Source organism: Luteimonas sp. FCS-9, from assembly GCF_001014645.1.
In the GTDB taxonomy this organism is placed as follows: domain Bacteria; phylum Pseudomonadota; class Gammaproteobacteria; order Xanthomonadales; family Xanthomonadaceae; genus Luteimonas.
Genome location: NZ_LASZ01000006.1, coordinates 64,841 through 86,602, shown reverse-complemented (window position 1 = coordinate 86,602; position 21,762 = coordinate 64,841). Strand labels below are relative to the sequence as shown.

The 21,762-nt window shown below is 71.3% G+C and carries 21 protein-coding genes; 8 read left to right on the top strand and 13 right to left on the bottom strand.

Annotation, left to right across the window (positions count from 1 at the left end; genetic code table 11):
* Nucleotides 1-13 precede the first annotated feature (13 nt).
* Entirely contained in the window at nt 14-367 is a 354-nt protein-coding gene (locus tag WQ56_RS07260; RefSeq protein WP_047136424.1) for a ComEA family DNA-binding protein, read from the bottom strand.
* A gap of 208 nt (nt 368-575) precedes the next feature.
* Between WQ56_RS07260 and WQ56_RS07255 the strand changes: the two genes are divergently transcribed.
* The 3 genes from WQ56_RS07255 to murU all read left to right on the top strand — a co-directional run bounded on the left by WQ56_RS07255 (nt 576) and on the right by murU (nt 4,062).
* On the top strand, nt 576-2,096 hold the full coding sequence (locus tag WQ56_RS07255) for a M20 family metallopeptidase (RefSeq protein WP_047136423.1): 1,521 nt from the start codon (nt 576-578) through the stop codon (nt 2,094-2,096).
* A 102-nt stretch (nt 2,097-2,198) separates the two neighbouring features.
* A complete protein-coding gene (locus WQ56_RS07250; RefSeq protein WP_047136422.1) occupies nt 2,199-3,218 on the top strand; it encodes a sulfate ABC transporter substrate-binding protein in 1,020 nt (339 codons plus the stop codon).
* A 139-nt stretch (nt 3,219-3,357) separates the two neighbouring features.
* A complete protein-coding gene (gene murU, locus WQ56_RS07245; protein ID WP_047136421.1) occupies nt 3,358-4,062 on the top strand; it encodes an N-acetylmuramate alpha-1-phosphate uridylyltransferase MurU in 705 nt (234 codons plus the stop codon).
* A 76-nt stretch (nt 4,063-4,138) separates the two neighbouring features.
* Here the strand turns inward: murU and WQ56_RS18030 are convergent, their stop codons facing one another.
* From WQ56_RS18030 to WQ56_RS07195, 11 genes are all read right to left on the bottom strand, one after another.
* Complete coding sequence (locus tag WQ56_RS18030) at nt 4,139-4,651, bottom strand: hypothetical protein (RefSeq protein ID WP_082132251.1); 513 nt, start codon at nt 4,649-4,651, stop codon at nt 4,139-4,141.
* Between the two features lie 352 nt (nt 4,652-5,003).
* Nucleotides 5,004-5,471 carry a hypothetical protein gene (locus tag WQ56_RS18585; RefSeq protein ID WP_156170413.1) on the bottom strand — a complete coding sequence of 156 codons (468 nt, stop codon included), beginning with the start codon at nt 5,469-5,471 and terminating at the stop codon, nt 5,004-5,006.
* A 536-nt stretch (nt 5,472-6,007) separates the two neighbouring features.
* Nucleotides 6,008-6,403 carry a glycine cleavage system protein GcvH gene (gene gcvH, locus WQ56_RS07235; protein WP_047136420.1) on the bottom strand — a complete coding sequence of 132 codons (396 nt, stop codon included), beginning with the start codon at nt 6,401-6,403 and terminating at the stop codon, nt 6,008-6,010.
* Nucleotides 6,404-6,471: 68 nt separating this feature from the next.
* Nucleotides 6,472-7,569, bottom strand: coding sequence for a glycine cleavage system aminomethyltransferase GcvT (gcvT, locus tag WQ56_RS07230; protein ID WP_047136419.1), 1,098 nt, complete (start codon nt 7,567-7,569; stop codon nt 6,472-6,474).
* Between the two features lie 94 nt (nt 7,570-7,663).
* The gene (locus WQ56_RS07225) at nt 7,664-8,095 is read right to left on the bottom strand and encodes an NfeD family protein (RefSeq protein ID WP_047136538.1); all 432 of its coding nucleotides are present in this window, start codon (nt 8,093-8,095) and stop codon (nt 7,664-7,666) included.
* 10 nt (nt 8,096-8,105) lie between these two features.
* Nucleotides 8,106-9,068, bottom strand: coding sequence for an SPFH domain-containing protein (locus tag WQ56_RS07220; protein WP_047136418.1), 963 nt, complete (start codon nt 9,066-9,068; stop codon nt 8,106-8,108).
* Between the two features lie 158 nt (nt 9,069-9,226).
* Nucleotides 9,227-10,174, bottom strand: a complete 948-nt coding sequence (locus tag WQ56_RS07215; RefSeq protein WP_047136417.1) for a DUF6607 family protein — start codon at nt 10,172-10,174, stop codon at nt 9,227-9,229.
* Nucleotides 10,171-10,809: a hypothetical protein gene (locus WQ56_RS07210; protein ID WP_047136537.1), complete on the bottom strand. Its 639-nt coding sequence runs from the start codon at nt 10,807-10,809 to the stop codon at nt 10,171-10,173. The genes WQ56_RS07215 and WQ56_RS07210 overlap by 4 nt, the downstream gene beginning before the upstream one ends.
* Before the next feature lie 32 nt (nt 10,810-10,841).
* On the bottom strand, nt 10,842-13,118 hold the full coding sequence (locus tag WQ56_RS07205; protein WP_082132250.1) for a TonB-dependent hemoglobin/transferrin/lactoferrin family receptor: 2,277 nt from the start codon (nt 13,116-13,118) through the stop codon (nt 10,842-10,844).
* 136 nt (nt 13,119-13,254) lie between these two features.
* Nucleotides 13,255-13,476 (bottom strand): hemin uptake protein HemP, encoded by a 222-nt coding sequence (locus WQ56_RS07200; protein WP_047136416.1) that lies wholly within the window; start codon nt 13,474-13,476, stop codon nt 13,255-13,257.
* A gap of 95 nt (nt 13,477-13,571) precedes the next feature.
* Nucleotides 13,572-14,537 (bottom strand): aldo/keto reductase, encoded by a 966-nt coding sequence (locus tag WQ56_RS07195; RefSeq protein ID WP_047136415.1) that lies wholly within the window; start codon nt 14,535-14,537, stop codon nt 13,572-13,574.
* A gap of 179 nt (nt 14,538-14,716) precedes the next feature.
* On the opposite strand from WQ56_RS07195, the gene WQ56_RS07190 reads away from it, so the two are divergent.
* The 4 genes from WQ56_RS07190 (at nt 14,717) to dusB (ending at nt 18,846) form a co-directional block, all read left to right on the top strand.
* A complete protein-coding gene (locus WQ56_RS07190; protein WP_047136414.1) occupies nt 14,717-16,015 on the top strand; it encodes a nucleoside transporter C-terminal domain-containing protein in 1,299 nt (432 codons plus the stop codon).
* Between the two features lie 40 nt (nt 16,016-16,055).
* On the top strand, nt 16,056-17,009 hold the full coding sequence (locus WQ56_RS07185) for a ribokinase (protein ID WP_047136413.1): 954 nt from the start codon (nt 16,056-16,058) through the stop codon (nt 17,007-17,009).
* A 63-nt stretch (nt 17,010-17,072) separates the two neighbouring features.
* Nucleotides 17,073-17,807, top strand: coding sequence for a DUF4893 domain-containing protein (locus WQ56_RS17690; RefSeq protein WP_052772895.1), 735 nt, complete (start codon nt 17,073-17,075; stop codon nt 17,805-17,807).
* 43 nt (nt 17,808-17,850) lie between these two features.
* Complete coding sequence (gene dusB, locus WQ56_RS07175) at nt 17,851-18,846, top strand: tRNA dihydrouridine synthase DusB (RefSeq protein WP_047136412.1); 996 nt, start codon at nt 17,851-17,853, stop codon at nt 18,844-18,846.
* A 151-nt stretch (nt 18,847-18,997) separates the two neighbouring features.
* On the opposite strand, the gene WQ56_RS07170 is transcribed toward dusB, so the two are convergent.
* Nucleotides 18,998-20,047 (bottom strand): metal-dependent hydrolase, encoded by a 1,050-nt coding sequence (locus tag WQ56_RS07170; RefSeq protein ID WP_047136411.1) that lies wholly within the window; start codon nt 20,045-20,047, stop codon nt 18,998-19,000.
* A 302-nt stretch (nt 20,048-20,349) separates the two neighbouring features.
* On the opposite strand from WQ56_RS07170, the gene metK reads away from it, so the two are divergent.
* Nucleotides 20,350-21,561: a methionine adenosyltransferase gene (metK, locus tag WQ56_RS07165; protein WP_047136410.1), complete on the top strand. Its 1,212-nt coding sequence runs from the start codon at nt 20,350-20,352 to the stop codon at nt 21,559-21,561.
* Nucleotides 21,562-21,762: the final 201 nt, after the last annotated feature.

Sequence of the window (21,762 nt, the reverse complement as noted above, 5' to 3'; positions counted from 1 at the left end):
GCGATGCGGTGGCTCAGCGCTGCTGGACCGCGCCCTTGGCCGGCGTCGCCGACGCGCGCTGGGCGGTCGGCTGCTGGCGGGCCGTGGCCGACCCCAGCTCGATCCGGTCGCGGTTGTTCTCGACCGTGCGCAGGCCGATCCCCTTGACCATGGCCAGCTGCTCGGCACTGCGGAACGGGCCGTTCTCGTCCCGGTAGGCGACGATCGCCTCGGCCTTCGACGGCCCGACGTTGTGCAGCACCCGGGCGAGGGTCGTGGCATCGGCGGTATTGACGTTGACCTTCTCGCCCCCGTCGGCCGCGAATGCCGAACCGGCCATCAGCAGCGAGAGGACGAGGGAGGCGATGACGGCTTTGAACGGCTTCATGGCGAACTCCTTGGCGATTGGGTGGATTCCTTTCCCGACTGGCGATCGTTCATCCCTGCCGGTGTTGCCAGTCTCCCCAACGCCACGGAGACAGCCTATCCGGCCGTGCGCCGTCGCGAAGCAGGCCGACTCCCCGATTCCGTGTAGGAAAAGTCCTACAACGGCGGCGCGGTAGAATGGCCGTCTACGCCGCCGTGGAGTTTCCGCAATGGACACCAGCCGCACCGACCGTTTCGTCGGCGCCAAATGGGACGACGAGATCGTCCCGCAGCTCGTCGAGTACATCCGCATCCCGAACAAGTCGCCGATGTTCGACGCCGACTGGGTGGCCAACGGCCACATGGAGCGGGCCGTCGAGCTGATGTCCGGCTGGGCCGCCGCTCAGGCGATTCCGGGACTGCAGCTCGAGGTGGTGCGCCTGGCCGGCCGCACGCCGCTGATCTTCATCGAGATCCCGGCCGCCAACGGCGGCAGCGACGACGACTGCGTGCTGCTGTACGGCCACCTCGACAAGCAGCCGGAGATGACCGGCTGGGACGACGACCTCGGGCCGTGGCAGCCGGTGCTGCGCGACGGCAAGCTCTACGGCCGCGGCGGCGCCGACGACGGCTACGCGATCTACGGCTCGCTGACCGCGATCCTGGCGCTGCACGAGCAGGGCCTGCCCCATGCGCGCTGCGTGGTGCTGATCGAGGCCTGCGAGGAGTCGGGCAGCTACGACCTGCCGGCCTACGTGGACCACCTCGCCGACCGCATCGGCAAGCCGTCGCTGGTCGTCTGCCTGGACTCGGGCTGCGGCAACTACGACCAGCTGTGGTGCACCACGTCGCTGCGCGGCCTGGCCGGCGGCAACCTGACGGTCAAGGTGCTCGACGAGGGCGTGCATTCGGGCGACGCCTCGGGCGTGGTGCCGTCGAGCTTCCGGCTGCTGCGCCAGTTGCTGTCGCGCATCGAGGACGAGCGCACCGGCCGGATCCTGCCCGAAGGCCTGCATGCCGACATCCCGGCCGAGCGGCTCGAGCAGGCGCGCCGCGCCGCCGAGGTGCTCGACACGGCGATCTACGACAAGTTCCCGCTGACCGGCGCGCTGCGCCCGATGTTCCCGGTCGACGCCGATGGCGAGGCGTCCGCGGACCTGGCCGAACTCGTGCTCAACCGCACCTGGCGCCCGGCGCTGTCGGTGACCGGCGTCGACGGCCTGCCGGCGCTGCAGTCGGCCGGCAACGTGCTGCGCCCGCACACCGCGGTCAAGCTGTCGCTGCGGCTGCCGCCCACGGTCGACGGCAAGCAGGCCGGCGAGCTGCTGCAGCAGGCGCTGACGCAGGACCCGCCCAATGGCGCCACGGTCACGCTGTCGCTCGAGAAGGCCGCGACCGGCTGGAACGCGCCGGCGATGTCGCCGTGGCTGTCGGACGCGATCGAGGCGGCCAGCCAGGCGTTCTTCGGCAAGCCGGCGATGTACATGGGCGAAGGCGGCTCGATCCCGTTCATGGGCATGCTGGGCGAGAAGTTCCCCGGCGCCCAGTTCATGATCACCGGCGTGCTCGGCCCGCATTCCAACGCCCACGGGCCGAACGAGTTCCTGCACATCGAGATGGGCAAGCGGGTCACCGCCTGCGTGGCCCGGGTGATCGCCGAGCATCACCACGCCAGCCAGCGCGGCGAGACCTCGGGATCGGCGGTCGCCGCCGACAGCGGCCAGCGCCACGGCGACCACGGCTGCTGCTGACCCGGACCGGGACGATGCCCCGGCATCGTCCCGGCCGCGCACTGTCCCGGCGCGCGAGGGCGCGCTAAGGTCGGGCGACCGGCCCCCTCGTCCCCGCGCGTCATGAGCCTCCGTCCGCCGTCGATCGCCCTGCTCGTCCTCGCCCTGGCCTCGGCCGTGGCCTGCGGCGGTGCGGCCGCGCAGGAGACGACGCTGCACAACGCGTCGTTCGATCCGAGCCGCGAGTTCTACGTCGACTACAACCGCGCGTTCGCCTCGTACTGGCGCCAGCGCACCGGCGGGACCGTCGACGTGCGCATGCACCATGGCGGCTCGGGCGAGCAGGTGCGGGCGATCGCCGGCGGCCTGGAGGCGGACGTCGCGACGCTGGCGCTGGCCGCGGACATCGACGCGCTGGCGCAGTCCGGCCTGCTGGCCGCGGACTGGCGCACGCGCCTGCCGCATGCCGGCGTGCCCTACACCTCGACGGTCGTGCTGCTCGTGCGCAAGGGCAACCCGCAACGGATCCACGACTGGGGCGACCTCGTGCGGCCCGGCGTGGGCGTGGTCACGCCCGATCCGCGTACCTCCGGCGGCGGGCGCTGGAACTACCTCGCCGCCTGGGCCTGGGCGTCGCGCGAGCTTCGCGACGGCGCGCAGGTGCTCGACTGGATGCGGCGGCTGTACCGCAACGTCGTCGTCGCCGATGCCGGCGCGCGCGCGGCGACGACGTCGTTCGTCGAGGCCGGCCGCGGCGACGTGCTGCTGGCCTGGGAGAGCGAGGCGCTGCGCCTGCTTGCCGATCCGCGCACCAGCCAGGCGTTCGAGATCGTCTACCCGAGCCTGAGCATCCGCGCCGAGCCCCAGGTCGCGGTGATCGACCGCCATGTCGACGCCCACGGCACGCGCGTGGCCGCGGAAGCCTATCTGTGCCACCTGTATTCGCCGACCGGACAGCGGCTGGCCGCGCAGCACCACTACCGGCCGTCCGACCCGCGCCACGTGCCCGCCTCGCAGCGCGCGCGCTTCCGCGCGGTGCCGATGGTGACCGTCAAAGCCGCCTTCGGCGGCTGGCCGGATGCGCAGCGGGTCCACTTCGCCGCCGGCGGACTGCTCGATCGCGTGGCCGGCACCGCGCCCTGATCGCACGTCGGCCGCTGCGCCGCAGGCCGGCCCGCAGCCGCTAAGCTGGTGGCCCGTTCCGCAGTCAGGTCGCCGAATTGCCACGCTCCTCCGACACCGCCGCCACGCCGACGCCTGCATGCCGCCGGCGCGCCGCACGATGAAGGCGCTGATCTTCGCCGCCGGACTGGGCGAGCGCATGCGGCCGTTGACCGACCGCACGCCCAAGCCGCTGCTCGTCGCCGGCGGCAAGCCGCTGATCGTCTGGCACCTGGAACGCCTCGCCTCGGCCGGCATCCGCGAGGTCGTGGTCAACGTGTCGTGGCTGGCCGACCGCTTCGCGCCGGCGCTGGGCGACGGCGGGCGGTGGGGCCTGCGCCTGCACTACTCGCACGAAGGCGCTACGCCGCTGGAGACCGGCGGCGGCATGCTGCACGCGCTGCCGCTGCTGGGGGACGCGCCGTTCCTCGCCATCAATGGCGACATCTGGAGCGACCACGATCTCGCATCGCTGCCGCGCGTGCCGGCCGGCGACGCGCACCTGGTGCTGGTCGACAATCCCGCACACCACCCCGACGGCGACTTCGCGCTGGACCGGCACCAGGTGCGCGCCTCGGGTGCGGATCGACTGACGTTCGCCGGCATCGGCGTGTACCGCCCGGCGTTGCTGGCCGATTGGCGCGACGTCGTTGGCGGCGCACCCGGGGCCGACGCGTCGCCGCCACGCTTCCGGCTGGCGCCGTTGCTGCGCGCGGCGATGGACCGGGGCGCGGTCTCGGGCGAGTATCACCGGGGGGCCTGGACCGACGTCGGCACGCCCGAACGGCTCGCCGCGCTCGACGCCGCGCTCGCCGGAGGCCGCTGAGCCCGCCAAAAAAAACTCCTCCTCCGCCTGGGCATGCGGAGGAAGAGTTTTCCGGAGACGGCCGGAAGGCCGTCGGTCAGATCAGCGGCGTCGGCGTCGTCGGAATGACGACCGGCGCGCTCTTCTTGGCGCGCTTGGCGGGGGCACGCTTGGCCGGCGCCTTCTTGGCCGCCGTCTTCGTGGTCTTGCGGGCAGCTGCCTTCTTCGCGGTCTTCTTGGTCGCCTTCTTCGCCGCGGTCTTCCTGGTCGCGGCCTTCTTCGTCGCGGCCTTGCGGGTGGCGGTCTTCTTGGTGGCGCTCTTGCGGGTGGCCGACTTCTTGGCGGTCTTCTTGGTGGCCTTCTTCGCAGCCTTCTTGGTCGCGGACTTCTTGGTCGCCTTCTTGGTGGCCGACTTCTTGGTCGCAGCCTTCTTGGCAGTCTTCTTGGTGGCCTTCTTCGCGACCTTCTTCGTCGCCTTCTTGGCCGTCTTGGCGACCTTCTTCGTCGCCTTGCTGGCCTTGCTCTCGGCCTTCTTGGCAGCGGACTTGCGCACGGTCTTCTTGGCCGCCTTCTTGGCGGTGGTTTTCTTTGCAGCTTTCTTCGTGGCCATGGGATGGCTCTCCTCGTCAGTGGACTTGCATGTACAGCTGCCCAGTACTCAAAACGGCGCGCGGGAGTCGGACCCGCGTGCACCCGTCGACGCGCCCAGCGCATCGGGACGGATTCGATCGGAAGGTCGTCGCGCGTGCGACAGCATCCCGGTGATGCGAAGGCATCCGCGTCGCGCGCGACGGGATGCCGGATTCGATGTCGGGGTTTGCGGCGGAGATGCTGCCCGCATCCACCTTGTGATGTTCCTGGCGGAGTTCCGAGTTGTGCTGCGCGTTGTGGTCGGGGCTCGGCTCACTCGTTCGATGGCGGGCGTCTGTTGCCGCGAAACCTAATCACGGTTTTTTCCACTGTCAACAGGCGGACATGGTTTTGCCGTGCGTCGTTTCGGGCCGCCATCGCACGCGACGCGCGCCGGGATCGCCGCGGCCCTCGACGCCATCGACGACGCGCATCGCGTGCGCACTCATGCGATGCGACGAAAGTGCTTGAAACAAGCACTCCCGACGCGACGCGGCACGTGCATCGATGCCCGCGCGGCGGTCGAAAACCGCGCACGCGGGCATGGTGAAAAAACCATCACCGCGCCGACCGGCCGGTGAACGCGCCGAGCACGCGGATGCGCGGATGCGACATCGCAACATGGGTTTGCGCGAAAAGTGCGCGGCGTATCCGGCACGCCAACGCGTCGATGCGATGCCTTTGACGACATCGTCGTCGAACGCCCGCAGTCGGACAGGAGCACCTCGACGGGCGACGAGCGGGATGCGCTGCCGGAAGACGCGTCGTCGTTCCGATGCCCGCCGGCGGATCGGCGACACGCATCGTGCGGGACGCGTTCCTGTATCGGTCACGTGCGCTGCGTCGCCGATGTCGGCAGTCGCGCGATCCCGTCGTCAGAAACGAGCGTCCTGCGCGACGCGTCCCGTCCCCGCACTTCGGCGCAGCTGAAAGACGTGCCTATGCCGATTACGGGAACGGGAGGTTCCATCGCGGAGGGCGGCAGTCTGACGCACGGAGGCCTTTCTTTCCCGACATCGAAGACGGCGACAGCGCGCGCGACGTCCGGAAAGAGGCTGTGGGCGAATGCGTGCACGAGCGGTCGGTCGTGGGCGCCCGCCGGGGACCGCGCCCAGTCGCGGCCCGATATCCGCTTGGTGGTCACGGTCCCCGGCAGGCGCTGGACACGGGTGCGAGGACGGGTCGAAAAGCGGGCGACGCTGTACAAGTGCGGCACGCGCTCCGGAGACGAGCGCCGGATCGAGCGAGCAGAAGCAGGTTTCCCCTGACTTCGGCGAAGAACAAAAAAAAGCGCGCCCTCTCGGGCGCGCTTCGGGAACCTCGGATCGGAGGCGGGTCAGTCGCCTTCCTCCTCCAGCAGTTCGGCGTAGTCGTCGGGCGACAGCAGCTCGGCGAGCTGGTCGGGATCGTCGAGCTCGATGACGAACAGCCAGCCCTCGCCGAACGCGTCCTCGTTGATGGTCTCGGGCTTGTCGGCGAGCGAGGCGTTGACCGCCGCGATCGTGCCCGACACCGGGGCGTAGACGTCGGAGGCGGCCTTGACCGACTCGACGACCGCGACGCCGTTGCCGGCCTCGACGGTGTCGCCCACGGTCGGCAGTTCGACGTAGACCAGGTCGCCGAGCAGGCCCTGGGCGTGGTCGGAGATGCCGACGGTGACCTTGCCGTCGCCTTCGACACGGACCCATTCGTGGGACTTCAGGAACTTCAGGTCGCCAGGGATTTCGCTCATTGTCGGCTCCGGTAGGACGTGAGGGCGGGAAAGTGGGCGCTAGTGTAAGCCAACGCCCGAGGGTCGCATCAGATGCCGTCGGCGACCCGGCCGTTGCGCACGAACGGGAACGCGACGACGCGCACCGGCACCTGTCGGCCGCGGATGTCGACGGTCACCTCGCCCGGCTCGCCGGCCGGCACGCGCGCGAACGCGATCGCCTTGCCGATCGTCGGCGAGAACGTACCCGACAGGATCTCGCCCTGGCCGTTGGCGGTGGTCACCGTCTGGCCGTGACGCAGCACGCCCTTGTCGTCCATGACTAGGCCGATCATCTGCCGCGGCGCGCCGGCGCTGTGGCGCTCGAGCAGCGCCCGGCCGTTGAACGCCCGGCCCTCGTCGAGGGCGACCGTCCAGCCGAGCGCGGCCTCGTACGGCGACACCGTCTCGTCCATGTCCTGGCCGTACAGCGCCAGGCCCGCCTCCAGCCGCAGCGTGTCGCGCGCGCCCAGGCCGGCCGGCGCGACGCCCGCGGCGTGCAGCGCGTCCCACAGCGCGACCGCATGGCGCTCGTGCACGACGATCTCGAAGCCGTCCTCGCCGGTGTAGCCGGTGCGTGCGACGAACAGGTCGCCGAACGGCGTGGCCTCGAGCTCGGCGGCGGCGAAGCGGCCGAGCTTGCCGAGCACCAGCGCATCGACCTCGCCGACGACCTCGGCGACCTTGGCGCGCGCCTGGGGGCCCTGCACCGCGATCATCGCCAGCTCCGGGCGCTCGGTCACCTCGACCTCGAACCCGGCGGCCTGCGCCTGGATCCACGCCAGGTCCTTGTCGCGGGTCGCGGCATTGACGACCAGGCGGAACCAGTCGTCGGCCATGAAGTAGACGATCAGGTCGTCGATGATCCCGCCCTCGGGCGTGAGCATGCAGGTGTAGAGCGCCTTGCCCGGCACCTTGAGCTTGTCGACCGAGTTGGCGACGAGCTGGCGCAGGAACGTGCGGGTCTGCGCGCCGCGCAGATCGACGACGGTCATGTGGCTGACGTCGAACATGCCGGCGTCGCGGCGCACGTGATGGTGCTCCTCGATCTGCGAGCCGTAGTTGAGCGGCATGTCCCAGCCGCCGAAGTCGACCATGCGCGCCCCCAGCGCGCGGTGCGATGCGTTGAGGATGGTCTTCTGGGTCATGGCGGCCGGCTCTCCTGCGGAAAGCCGGCATTATCGCAGGTCGGCGGTACCGACCGGGCCCTGGCGGCCGCTGCGCGCGCGCTGGCAGGCAGGGTCAGGCGGGCTCGACGTGCAGGTTCACGCCGTCGGTGCCGACGATGCGCACCGGCGCGCCGGCCGGCAGGTCCACGCCCTCGACGACCCAGAACGCGTCGCCGATCTTCACCCGGCCGCGGCCGGCGACGATCGCCTGGTCGAGCGGCACGACACGGCCCATGTGCTGGGACGCGCGCCGGTTGAGCGTGGGATGGTCGCTCTGGCGCTCGCGCTGGCGGAACCACTTGCGGTACACCAGCACCGACACGAAGCTGAGCACGACGAACAGCGCGACCTGCGCCAGCAGCGCCAGGCCGGGCACCAGCAGCGCGACGACGAACACCGCCGCGGCCGCGAACCCCATCCACAGCAGGAACGCGCCGGGCGCCAGCGTCTCGGCCGCCATCAGCAGCAGCGCGACCGCGGCCCAGCCGACGACGTCCGCGCGCAGCCAGTCCATGTCAGAGCCCGCCGCGCGGCGGCGCCTGCACCGGCGGGCGCGACGGCGACTTCTGGCCCAGCGCCTCCTTCGCCAGTTCGCCGATGCCGGCGATCGAGCCGATGATGCCGCTGGTCTCCATCGGCATCAGCACGAACTTCTGGTTCGGCGCGGTGGCGAGCTTCTCGAACGCCTCGACGTACTTCTGCGCGACGAAGTAGTTGATCGCCTGCACGTCGCCGTTGGCGATCGCGTTGGACACCATCTCCGTCGCCTTGGCCTCGGCCTCGGCCAGGCGCTCGCGCGCCTCGGCCTCACGGAACGCGGCCTCCTTCTGGCCTTCGGCCTGCAGGATCGCGGCCTGCTTGTCGCCCTCGGCGCGCAGGATCTCCGACTGCCGGTGGCCCTCGGCCTCGAGGATCACCGCGCGGCGTTCGCGCTCGGCCTTCATCTGGCGCGCCATCGAGTCGACCAGATCGCGCGGCGGCTGGATGTCGCGGATCTCGATGCGCGTGACCTTGATGCCCCAGGGATTGGTCGCGTGGTCGACGACGTTGAGCAGCTGCGCGTTGATCGTCTCGCGGTTGCTCAGCGACTCGTCGAGGTCCATCGAGCCGATGACCGTACGGATGTTGGTCTGCACCAGCGCGATCGTCGCGATCTCCAGGTTCGAGACCTCGTAGGCCGCCTTGGCCGCGTCGAGCACCTGGAAGAACACCACACCGTCCACGCGCACGACGGCATTGTCCTTGGTGATGACGTCCTGGCTGGGCACGTCGAGCACCTGCTCCATCATGTTGATCTTGCGCCCGACGCCGTAGACGATCGGGATCAGGAAGTGCAGGCCCGGCGCCATCGAATGGGTGTACTTGCCGAAGCGCTCGACGGTCCACTCGTAGCCCTGCGGCACCATCCGCACCGTCTTGAACAGCACGATCACGCCGGCGACTGCGAGCACCACCGCCAGAAACAGTCCCGTTCCCATGCGTCTTCCCCTTTTCGATCCGCGGACACCCGCGATGGCCGGAGTATAGGACGGCCCACCGCGACGCACGGTCGCGCGCCGGCCCGACCTCCGGAGGGCGGCCGGCGCCGTGCCCCCGGGCCGGAAGGCCGGGGACGCTGCGACCGGGGCCGGCCGGGCTACGGCGCGGCGGTCGTCACCCAGGCATCGAAGGCCGCGTCGATCTGCGCGTCGGTCACGGTGCCGCCGTCCTGCACCGTCTGGGCCTGCTCGAACAGCGGCACGATCAGGGCCATGCCGTCGATCTTCGTCTTCAGACGCACGCCGTCGGGGGCGGCCAGGCGCGCCTCCCAGCGCGCACGCACGCGCGCCCAGTAGGCCTGCGTCGCCGTCCAGTAGGCGTAGGCGGGCGAGAAATCGATCGCCGTGGTCTTCACGTAGTCGTTGAAGCCGAACTCGCGCACCAGCCGGGCGGTCGTCCGGCCCTGCGCGTCGCGCACGGCCTTGGTGTTGTCCTGCTCGTGGGTCCAGCCGCCGGGCACGATCGTGTGCCGGTTGATCGCGCCCAGTGCGTTGTAGTCGCTGCGCGTGGTGTGCTCGCGGCGCGGCAGCGGGCGCCAGCCGGCGTCGGACGTCCAGGTCGAGATGCCGTCGGCATGCACCCAGCGCCCGGTGCCGCAGTAGCGCGGGGCGTCGCTGACCTCGTAGACGCACTGCGTCCAGCCGCCGCGGACGAGTTCGGCGGGTACCTCGCGGCGCTGCCAGGTCTGGTCGGCCGTGAATTCCCAGCGCGTCGGCGCTTCGTAGTGCCAGTCCTGGCGCCAGTGCTTGACCACGTGCCCGCTCTTGACGTCCAGCAGCAGGTGCTGGAGCACGATCCTGCCGGGCGCATCCTCGACGACGATCACGACCTCGTCGCCGCCGCTGTCCTTGGAGGCGACGCGTTCGTAGCCCGGCGCCAGCGCGACGGTTTCCTCGAACGAGAAGCGCACCGTGTACTCGCCCTGCATGGCGAGGATCGCGGTACGGTCGGCGGACGGATCGTGCGCTGGCGTTGCGGTGGCGGCCAGTGCGGCGGCCGGGGCCAGCAGCAGGACGAGCGCCACGGCGGCGGCTTGCGGATTCATGCGAGTTCTCCGGAACGGGTTGGAAACGGAATCGGACCGCCCGGTGCGGACCGGGAGGCCGCGGCGGCATCGATCGCGCGGACGCCGACCGGGCCGACCGCGGCGCGACGGCCGCCGCGGTCCTCGATCGCCGTGGCCGGCACGATGCCGTGCGCGCGGACGATACGGCGCGCGCAGTCGCCGCCGAGCGGCGAGATCGCGGCCAGGCTGGCGACGAGCATCGGCGCGCCGTCGATCGTCGTGCAGGCGTGCGCGAGCGCATGGAAGCGCAGGACGCTCGCCTGCCAGCCGCCCGCGCGCAGGCGCTGCGCGAGCCCCTGCCACAGGCGCTCGGCCAGGCCGCCCTGCACGGCCTCTGCGCGCACCGGGAACCGGGAGGCGAGCGCCTCCCAGCCCAGGAAATCGCTGTCGGGAAGCAGGTGCAGCTGCCAGCAGCAGACGTCGTCGGCATCGAAGAACCACAGGCTCTCGCGCATGCCGTCGCCGTCGAGCGCGCGGTGCGCCTCGACCCGGCGTGCGCGCGACCAGCCGCCCAGCTCGCTCGCCGTCCCGGGACGGTGCAGGCACAGCACCGTCCCCAGCGTGGCCAGCTGCGCGGCCGTCGGCGGCCGCGCCGGGGCGACGGCCCCGGACATCGGTTCCAGTACGGCAGCCGCGCGCGCCATGGTCAGAAGTCGACCGAGACGCTGACCGCGAGGCTGCGGCCCGGCGCGGTGTAGCGGTCGAAGGTCGTCGAGGTCGCGGCGACCAGCGGGACGTTGCCTGCCGGCCAGTACGTGCGATCGGCGAGGTTGAGCACGCCGAGGTTCACCGTCGTGCCCGGTGCGAACGTCCAGTGGGCGTAGAGGTCGAGCACCGCGTGCCCCGGCGTCTCCCGGTAGCCGACGGCCGTGCTGGTCGGCGGCAGACGGTCGCGACGCCCGGCGAAGCGGCCCGCCAGTTCCGCACCCCAGGTATCGCCGTCGAACGCCACGCCCAGCGCACCGGTCAGCGGGTCGACGCTGGCCAGCGGATCGCCGGTGGTGCGGTCCTCGCCGCGCGACCAGGCCGCGGCGCCGCGCAGCGACCAGCCCTCGAGCGCCGGCGCCAGCGCGTCGAGCGCCAGTCCGCCCTTGAACTCGACGCCCCAGATGCGCGCGTCGTCGACATTCTGCGACTGGTAGACCATCAACCCGCTGTCGGGATCGATCCCCACGAAGCGCGTGGACTCGATGAAGTCGTCGTACTCGTTGTAGTAGCCGGTCAGACTGGCGTAGGCGGACCGGCCGGCGAAGCGCAGGCCCAGTTCCAGGCCGTCGCTGGTCTCGGGGCGCAGGTCGGGGTTGGGGATGGCGGTGTAGCCGAACGCGAAGTTGGTGAAGCCGATGTTGACGTCGTTGTACGGCGGCGCGCGAAAACCCGCGGCATAGCCGCCGAACAGCGACCAGGCGTCGGCGAAATGCCAGACGGCGCCGAGCTTGGGCGAGACCCGGGTCTCGCGGATGTCGGCGACCTGCGTGGTCGGGTTGTCCTCGCGGAAGATCGTGTCGACCTCGGGCTCGAGCCGGTAGTGGTCGACCCGGACCGCCGGCACCAGGCGGAAGGCGCCGCCTGCGAACGCGATCTCGTCCTGCACGTAGAGCGCGGCCTTGGTGGTGTCGCTGATCGGGAAGTCGCGCACCGGGAAGACGTCGGGGCTGATGACGTTGGTCACCGCGCCGGTGGCGAGATTGGTCGCCCGGCCGTCACGCTTCTGCCGGGTCTCGGACTGCGACAGGTCGAGCCCCCAGCTCAGGTCGTGGACGACGCGCTGTCCCAGCGACTTGCGGAAGTTCGCCTGCAGGCCGTACTCGCGCTGATCGAAGTCGAAGGCGCGCTCCCGCAATGTCGGATTGACCGGGGTCCCACCGACCAGCGACGCGCGACGCTCCTCGGTGCGCTGGAGCGTCTCGCTGTCCTGCCGATAGACCTGCCAGTCGATCGCGTCGGCGAACCCGCTCTCCAGCCCGACGATCTCGTGCCCGAACGACACCCGCGCGCGGCTCTGGTGATCCTTGCCGACCTGCGACTGCACGCGCGCGGACGCCGGCAGGCCGGGCATCATCACGACGTCGCCATGCGCACTGAGCACGTCGGTCTCGACGTCGTCCTCGTTGCCCTCGACGGTCAGCCGGAAGCGCTGGCGCGCATCGGGCGCGAATACCGCCTTGGCCAGCACGCTGCGGCCGTTGGCCGATTGCGGGTTGGCCTGCGTGCGGTCGCTGCCCTCGCCACCGACTTCGCCCATGGTCTCGGTCTCCTTGCCCTGGCGGTGGCCGACCGCCACCAGGCCGGACCAGCGCTCGCCGCCGAACGCGGCGGTGGCGTTGGCGAACAGGCCTTCGTCGGCGGTGGTCGCGCCGAGCTTGAAGCCGAAGTACGCGTCGCGCCCGTCGTCCAGGTAGTCGGACGGATCCTTGGTGACGAACGAGACCACGCCGCCGAGTGCGTCCGAGCCGTACAGCGAGCTGGTCGGCCCGCGCACGACCTCGACCCGCTTGAGCGTGTCGGGATCGACGAAGTTGCGGTTGGCGTTGGAGAAGCTGCCGATGGAGAACGCATCGGAGACGGCGATGCCGTCGGTCTGTATGCGCACGCGGTTGCCGCCCAGGCCGCGGATGCGGATGTCCGACAGGCCGAAGCGGCCGACGTTGCGGCCGACGGTCACGCCGGGTTCGTAGCGGAACAGGTCGGCGATGTCGCGGACCAGCAGGGTGTCCATGCGCGCGCGATCGATCACGTCGACGGTGTTGGGCACGTCGGCGATCGCACGCCCGGTGCGCGTGGCGGTCACGACGACGCGATCGAATTCGGCCGCGGCCGGCGCGGCGGCGCCGTCGACGGCGGCGTCGGGGGCGGCCAGGGCGGCGAGCGGGGACAAGGACAGGCACAGGGCCAGGGAGACGGAAAGCGGGCTGGGTCGCATGCGCAGAGCTCGTGCGTGGAAGACGACGGCTGGCTGGCAGGCGCGGGGAGAGGAACGCGCGGGCGGGCGACCGGAGAGATCGATGGACGCGGCGGGCGCCGCCGCCGGGGGACGGCGGCGCCGGGCGGCGTCAGGCTTACTTGGTCAGGATCAGCTTGTCGTTGCGGGTGTGGCGCAGGCGATACACCTCGTTGCCGTGGCGGATCTGCAGCTCGCGCTGACCGCGCAGCAGTTGGGCGCTGTCGAGCTCGATCGGCTCGGGCGCGCGGGCATCGTGCGCGCGGGCCAGGCGGTGGACGTTGTGGCCGTCGGTGGCGTCGCGGGCAGGCACGGAATCGCGGAACTGGGGCGCAAGCATGGTCGGTTCCTCGGAAGCGGGCCTCCAATGCTAGTGATTCTCATTTCCGAGTCAAGCCCGCGCCGGGGCCCGCCGACGGACGGTCATCCCACCGGTCAATCGACCAGCGCGTCCACGCGCGCCCAGAACCCGGCGTCGGGCCGGGCCACCAGGTCGAGCGCCTGCAGGTTCTCGACCAGCTGTTCGACCCGGCTGGCGCCCAGCAGCACCGTCGAGACGTGGGGATTGCGCAGGCACCAGGCGATCGCGAGCGGTGCCGGCGCAACGCCCAGTTCGGCCGCGAGCGCGACGAACCGGCCCGCGCGCGCCATCCGCGCCGCGTCGCCCAGGACCTCGCGCTGCAGCCAGGCCAGCTCCGGCTGCGCCAGCCGGCTGTCGGCGGGCACGCCGCCGGCGTACTTGCCGGTCAGCAGGCCCGAGGCCAGCGGCGACCACGTGGTCGTGCCCAGGCCCAGCTCGGCGTACAGCGGGGCGTACTCCAGCTCGACCCGCTCGCGCCGCAGCAGGTTGTACTCCGGCTGCTCCATCGTCGGGCCGTGCAGGTGGTGCGTCCGGGCGACCTGCGCCGCCTCGCGGATCGCGGCCGCCGGCCACTCGGACGTCCCCCAGTACAGCACCTTGCCCTGGCGGATCAGCGCATCCATCGCCCAGACGGTCTCGGCCACCGGGGTGTCGGGATCGGGCCGGTGGCAGAAGTAGAGGTCCAGGTGCTCGACGCGCAGTCGCTGCAGCGCGGCGTCGCAGGCGTCGCGGACGTGCTTGCGCGACAGTCCCTTCTGCGTGGGCCGCGGATCGGCGGCCGCGCCGAAGAACACCTTGCTCGAGACGCAGTAGCCGTCGCGCGGCAGCCGCAGGTCGGCGATCACGTCGCCCATGACCCGCTCGGCCTCGCCGTTGGCATACCCTTCCGCGTTGTCGAAGAAGTTGATGCCGTGGTCCCAGGCGGCCGCCACGAGCTCGCGTGCCTGGCCGCGGCCGACCTGCCGGCCGAACGTGGCCCAGGCGCCGAACGAGAGCGCCGACAGCTGCAGGCCGGAGGTGCCGAGACGACGGTAGTGCATGGACGGGATTCCTCGCGGTCGGGCGCTCCAGTGTATGCAAGCGCGGGCCCGGCGCCCCGTCGGCCGCCGCTGCGGTCGGGGCGCGCGCCTGAACGACGCGGCCTTCACGGCCCGCGTGGTTGCCCGTGCCGGCCCGCTGCACTAGGCTGCGCGACTTGTCGACGGGCCCGGGGGCCACGATGGAAGACCTGACGCGGATCGGCTTCGGCCTGTTCGGACTCGCCGTGCTGCTCGCGATCACGTGGCTGTTCTCCAACAACAAGCGCGCCGTCGACTGGAAGCTGGTCGCCACCGGCGTCACCCTGCAGATCGCGTTCGCCGCCGTCGTACTGCGCGTGCCCGGCGGCCGCGAGGTGTTCGACGCGCTGGGCCACGGCTTCGTCAAGGTGCTCTCGTTCGTCAACGCCGGCTCGGAGTTCATCTTCGGCAGCCTGATGAACGTCGAGACCTACGGCTTCATCTTCGCGTTCCAGGTGCTGCCGACGATCATCTTCTTCGCGGCGCTGATGGGCGTGCTCTACCACCTGGGCGTGATGCAGGCGATCGTGCGGGTCATGGCGCTGGCGATCACCAAGGTGATGCGGGTGTCGGGCGCCGAGACCACCAGCGTGTGCGCCAGCGTGTTCATCGGCCAGACCGAGGCGCCGCTGACGGTGCGGCCCTATATCTCGCGGATGACCGAGTCGGAGCTGATCACGATGATGATCGGCGGCATGGCGCACATCGCCGGCGGCGTGCTCGCCGCGTACGTGGGCATGCTCGGCGGCGGCGACCCCGAGGAACAGGCGTTCTACGCCAAGCACCTGCTGGCCGCGTCGATCATGGCCGCGCCGGCGACGCTGGTCATCGCCAAGATCCTGATTCCCGAGACGCGCGAGCCGCTGACCCGCGGCACGGTCAAGATGGAGGTCGAGAAGACCACCGGCAACATCATCGACGCCGCGGCCGCAGGCGCGGGCGACGGACTGCGCCTGGCGCTGAACATCGGCGCGATGCTGCTGGCCTTCATCGCGCTGATCGCGATGCTCAACTGGCCGCTGGAATGGATCGGCGAGGTCACCGGCCTGGCCGGCGCGATCGGCCGCCCGACCAACCTGGCGACGATCTTCGGCTTCGTGCTCGCCCCGATCGCCTGGCTGATCGGCGTGCCGTGGCAGGACGCGTCGGTCGTCGGCTCGCTGATCGGCCAGAAGATCGTCATCAACGAGTTCGTCGCGTACCTGCAGCTGGCCGACATCGTCAACGGCCGCGTCGAAGGCATGGCGCTGACCGAGCAGGGCCGCCTGATCGCGACCTACGCGCTGTGCGGCTTCGCGAATTTCAGCTCGATCGCGATCCAGATCGGCGGCATCGGCGGCCTGGCCCCCGACCGTCGCCAGGACCTGGCGCGCTTCGGCCTGCGCGCGGTGCTCGGCGGCACCATCGCCACGCTGATGACCGCCACGATCGCCGGCGTGCTGACCTACATCGGCGCCTGACGCCGGACAACTGCGAGAGCGGGACAGAGAGGATGTGCGCGTGAGCCGTGTCGTCGTCGTCGGGTCGTTCAATGTCGACCATGTCTGGAACTGCAGCACCCTGCCGCGCCGCGGCGAGACGCTCAGCGGTCGCTACCACACCGGGCCGGGCGGCAAGGGCTTCAACCAGGCCGTTGCCTCGACCCGCGCGGGCGCGCAGACCACGTTCCTGTGCGCGCTGGGCGACGACGACGGTGGCCGCCAGGCACGCACGCTCGCCCAGGCCGACGGCATCGCGCTGCGCGTGCGCGAGAGCAATCACCCGACCGGGACGGCCGGCATCTATGTCGACGAGGCCGGCCACAACACCATCGTCATCGGCGCCGGCGCCAATGGCGACCTGTGCGCCTCCTGGGTCGGACGGCAGGCCGAGGCCCTGGCCGGCGCCCGTGTGCTGCTGACCCAGCTCGAATCGCCGCTCGACAGCGTGCTCGAGGCGATGCGCCTGGCGCGTGCGGCCGGCACCTCGACCATGCTCAACCCGGCGCCGGCCAACGCGCAGTGCCTGCGCGAGCTGCTCGCCGCGGCCGACATCCTCACCCCGAACGAGACCGAGTTCGCCGGCCTGCTCGAGCGCCACACCAGCCACCGCATCGACAGCGACGCGATCGCCGGGAGCGCCGACGCGCAGCTGCACCGCTGGTGCCGCACGCTGCTGCCGCGCGGCACGGTGGTGGTCACGCTCGGCGCGGCCGGCGCGTTCGTGTCCCACCGCGAGGACCTGACCCGCGGCGACGCGCGGCCGTTCTACCGCGTGCCGGCGGACAAGGTCGAGCCGATCGACACCACCGGCGCGGGCGACGCGTTCAACGGCGCGCTGGCGGCTTCGCTCGCCGGTGTTCCGTCGGCCCCGTTCGACGCGCACGTCCGCTTCGCCGCCCGCTACGCCGGACTGTCCACCGAACGGGTCGGGGCCGCGTCCGCGATGCCGCACCTGCGCCCCACGACGGACTGACAACGCCGCGCGCGCTACGGTCGCCCCGGCCGCGGCGCCAAGGATCGCGGCGGAGCCCTGCCGATGCCGAGCCGTCCCCTTCCCGCGCCCCTGCGCGCCTGCGCCGGCCTGGCCGTCGCGATCGCCCTGACCGCCTGCGTTCCGGACGCGCCCGGCCCGGTGCCGACGCCACCGGCCACTGCGCCGGCCCCACCGTCCGACATCGCGCGCCCGACCGTCGCGCCCGGGACCGACACTGCCCCGCCGGACGATGCAGGCGACCCCGCCAACGCATCGGGCGGCGCGGACGACTGGCGCACCCAGGCCTGGCCGGCCGATCGCGACGCCATCCTCGCCGAGCCCGTGTTCGACCCGGCGCTCGACGCGCACGACCCGGTGCTGGCCGATGCGCGCCGCGCGCTCGCGCTCGCCGGCAGCGGACGCCCGCTCGGCACGATCACCGGCGCCTGGAAGGTCCGCTCGCTGCAGTTCGACGGACGCGGCGGCGCCTACGGCTACCCCTGGTTCGACGCGAGAATCGAGCGCCGCGACGGCGCGCTGACCTTCGCCAAGACCAACGGGTCGCAGCGCCGGCAGGGCCGGCTGCTGCCGATCGACCGCAACACCCTCGCGTTCCTGGGGTCCCAGTCGGTCAACGACGACTCCTCCCCCGGCTACAGCCGCGGCTGGCCGTCCCCGCCCGATGGGCGCATCGAGAGCGACAGCGCCGGCCGCCTGGTGCGCACCGGCGACGACGAACTGCTGATGGTGCTCGACGTCGACGGCACGCGCTTCGAGCTCTACCAACTGCGCCGCTGACCCGGCCCCGGGACCGGGGCGCGCCGATCGGCGACAATGGCGCATGCAGATCGGTCCCTACCGCATCGAACCGAACGTGGTGCTGGCCCCGATGGCCGGCGTCACCGACAAGCCGTTCCGGCAGCTGTGCAAGCGCCTGGGCGCCGGGCTGGCGATGTCGGAGATGACGATCAGCGATCCGCGCTTCTGGCGCACCGAGAAGTCGCTGCGCCGGATGGACCACGACGGCGAGCCGGCACCGGTCGGCGTCCAGATCGCCGGCACCGAACCGGACATGCTCGCCGACGCGGCGCGCCACAACGTCGCGCACGGCGCGCAGATCGTCGACATCAACATGGGCTGTCCGGCCAAGAAGGTCTGCAACGCCTGGGCCGGATCGGCGCTGATGCAGGACGAGGCGCTGGTCGCGCGCATCCTGCAGGCGGTGGTCGCCGCGGTCGACGTGCCGGTGACGCTGAAGATCCGCACCGGCTGGTGCGCGGCGCACCGCAACGCGCCGACGATCGCGCGCATCGCCGAGGACGCGGGCATCGCCGCGCTCGCCGTCCACGGCCGCACCCGGGACCAGCACTACACCGGCAGCGCCGAGTACGACACGATCGCGGCGATCAAGGCCGCGCTGTCGATCCCGGTGATCGCCAACGGCGACATCGACACGCCGGAGAAAGCGCTGGCGGTGCTGCGCCACACCGGATGCGACGCGGTGATGGTCGGGCGCGCCGCGCAGGGCCGGCCATGGATCTTCCGCGAGATCGCGCATTTCCTCGCCACCGGCCGGCACCTGCCGCCGCCGTCGCTGCCGGAGATCCGCGACATCCTGCTCGGGCATCTCCGGGCGCTGCACATGTTCTACGGCGAAACCGCCGGCGTGCGCATCGCGCGCAAGCACCTGGGCTGGTACGCGAAGGACCGGCCGGAGAACCACGCCTTCCGCGCGGTGGTCAACCGCGCCGAGACCGCCGAGGCCCAGCTCGCGCTGACGCGTAACTACTTCGACGCGCTGATCACCGGCGACGCGCAGCCGACGCTGGCCGCCTGACGCCGATCGGCTGCGACAGACCGACGATCGCCCCCCGGGATCCGTAGGAGCGCGCTCGCGCGCGATGCCGCTGTCCCGAGCGCGCTCCTATGGTGCTGACGCCGCCATCGTGCGTGCCCGACAGGAGCCGGGGACGATCGCCTGCCCGACGTCAGGGGCCGCCGACGGCCTGGCTGCCCACCGGGCCCGGCGCCGCGGGCTCGTGCCACATCCGCGCCCAGGTCGCGTTCCATGTCGCGCTCAGGTCACGCGCCATCGGCGCCTGTACCGGCGGCAGCGCGGACCAGCCCTCGCCCGCGCGCTCGGCGACGGTGAAGCGGAAGAAGTAATCGGGCTCGTTGCCCATGCGCAAGTCGCTGAGCACGAGCCGGCCGTCGACCACCGACGCCCCCATGAAACCACTATTGAACCAAGCCAGTCGCTGCACCGCGGGCAGCCCGGCATTGGCCTGCAGGGCCGCCACGTCCGACGGGTAGGCGGCGAAGCGCATCGGGCCGCGGTCGGCGACGAGCGACCGGAAGCCCTCGACATAGCCCTCCGGCGTCAGCGCGACCACCCGCCACAGCACCGTGTTGCCCGGCATCGGCACCGAGAAGCGCGGCGCGTCCGCTAGCCCCATCGCCGCCAGGCTGCGCTCGGCGTCGCGGTCGACGAGCGTCTTGGCGACCAGCGACCAGCCCAGGTACGCCGTGCTCAATGCCAGCCCGGCCGCGAGTGCGCGCCCGCCGATCCTGCGCGCGCCGGCGAACGCCGCGACCAGCGCGCCCACCAGCAGCCAGATCGTGTACAGCGGATCGATGATGAAGACGCTCGACCACATCGCCGGCGACGGCCGGAATGGCCACAGCAGTTGGGTGCCGTAGGCCGTGAACGCGTCGAGCAGCGGATGGGTCACCAGCGCGAGCTGGATCGCCCAGAACCACCGCGCCGGCGACGCCGCGACACGGCCGTTGCCGTAGCGACGGAACGCCCACCAGAGCGCGGCCGCGACCAGCGGCAGCACCAGCAGCGAATGGGTGATCCCGCGATGCAGCGTCATCCGCAGCACCGGGTCGTCGGTCATCAGCGCGATCGGGATGCCGTCGAGGTCCGGCAGGGTGCCCAGTGCGGCACCGGCCAGCAACGCGGCCCGGCGATGCGCCGCGGGTACCACGGCAGCGGCGACCGAGGCGCCGAGCACGATCTGGGTCAGGGAGTCCATCGGGCGCAGTGTTCCTCGGGGGACTTGTTGCGGTCAGCGGTGCGACGGCATGCACCGGATCGCGCGCGGCGGACGCCGAAAGGGGGCCGGCATCCAGCGCCGGGTCGCATCCGAACCGCCAAGCGCACACCGACCGATTGTCGCGAGGCGCGGCCCGGGCCGCAACGCGTCGCACGTGCCGGTCGCACTCGCACGCCGGCCTTAACCCGACGGCAACACGATCCCGGCCAAGATGCGCAGGCTCCGCCGCGGGTGTATCATCCGCGCCCATCTTTTCATCCGAATATAGGGATATAGCCCTGATGTCCAGCTATCTCTTCACGTCCGAGTCCGTCTCCGAAGGCCATCCGGATAAGATTGCCGACCAGATCTCCGATGCCGTGCTCGACGCGATCCTGGCGCAGGACAAGCGCGCGCGCGTGGCGTGCGAGACGCTGGTCAAGACCGGCGTGGCGATCGTCGCCGGCGAGGTGACCACCAGCGCGTGGATCGACCTGGAGGCGCTGACCCGCAAGGTGATCCTGGACATCGGCTACGACAGCTCCGACGTCGGCTTCGACGGCGAGACCTGCGGCGTGCTGAACCTGATCGGCAAGCAGTCGCCCGACATCAACCAGGGCGTGGACCGCAAGAACCCCGAGCAGCAGGGCGCCGGCGACCAGGGCCTGATGTTCGGCTACGCGACCAACGAGACCGACAGCCACATGCCGGCCGCGATCCACCTCTCGCACCGCCTGGTCGAGCGGCAGGCGCTGGTGCGCAAGAAGAAGAACTCGCCGCTGCCGTGGCTCCGCCCGGACGCCAAGAGCCAGGTCACGCTGCGCTACGAGAACGGCCAGGCGCCGGCGATCGACGCGGTCGTGCTGTCGACCCAGCACGATCCGGGCGTCAAACAGAAGGACCTGGTCGAGGCGGTGCGCGAGGAGATCATCAAGCCGGTGCTGCCTGCCAAGTGGCTGCACAAGGGCACCAAGTTCCACATCAACCCGACCGGCAAGTTCATCATCGGCGGGCCGGTGGGCGACTGTGGCCTGACCGGTCGCAAGATCATCGTCGACACCTACGGCGGCTGGGCCCGCCACGGCGGCGGCGCGTTCTCGGGCAAGGATCCGTCGAAGGTCGACCGTTCGGCCGCCTACGCCGCGCGCTACGTGGCCAAGAACGTGGTCGCCGCCGGCTTGGCCGACCGCTGCGAAGTGCAGGTCTCGTACGCGATCGGCGTCGCCGAACCGACCTCGATCTCGGTCACCACCTTCGGTACCGGCAAGATCCCCGACGAGCAGATCGAGAAGCTGATCCGCCGCCACTTCGACCTGCGCCCCTACGGCATCATCCAGATGCTCGACCTGATCCACCCGGTCTACCAGCGCACTGCGAGCTACGGCCATTTCGGCCGCAAGCCGCAGCAGGTCGCCTACACCGACGGCGCGGGCGAGCAGCACACCGCGACGGCGTTCTCGTGGGAGAAGACCGACCGCGCCGAGGCCCTGCGCGCCGACGCCAAGCTCAAGTAGGACCGGCGTCTCCACCGCTTCGCCACGACGGGCCGCGCAAGCGGCCCGTCGTCGTTTCGTCGCGCGGAAAGACACCGCGCACCGCGCCGCGTCGGGCCGCGCCGCGATGTCCCGGCCTGGCCGCGGGAGCCTACGGCCGCATCCCGACGCTCGTCTCACTCGTTGTGCACCGGGTGGGCGACATGCTATGTCTGGCCGCAT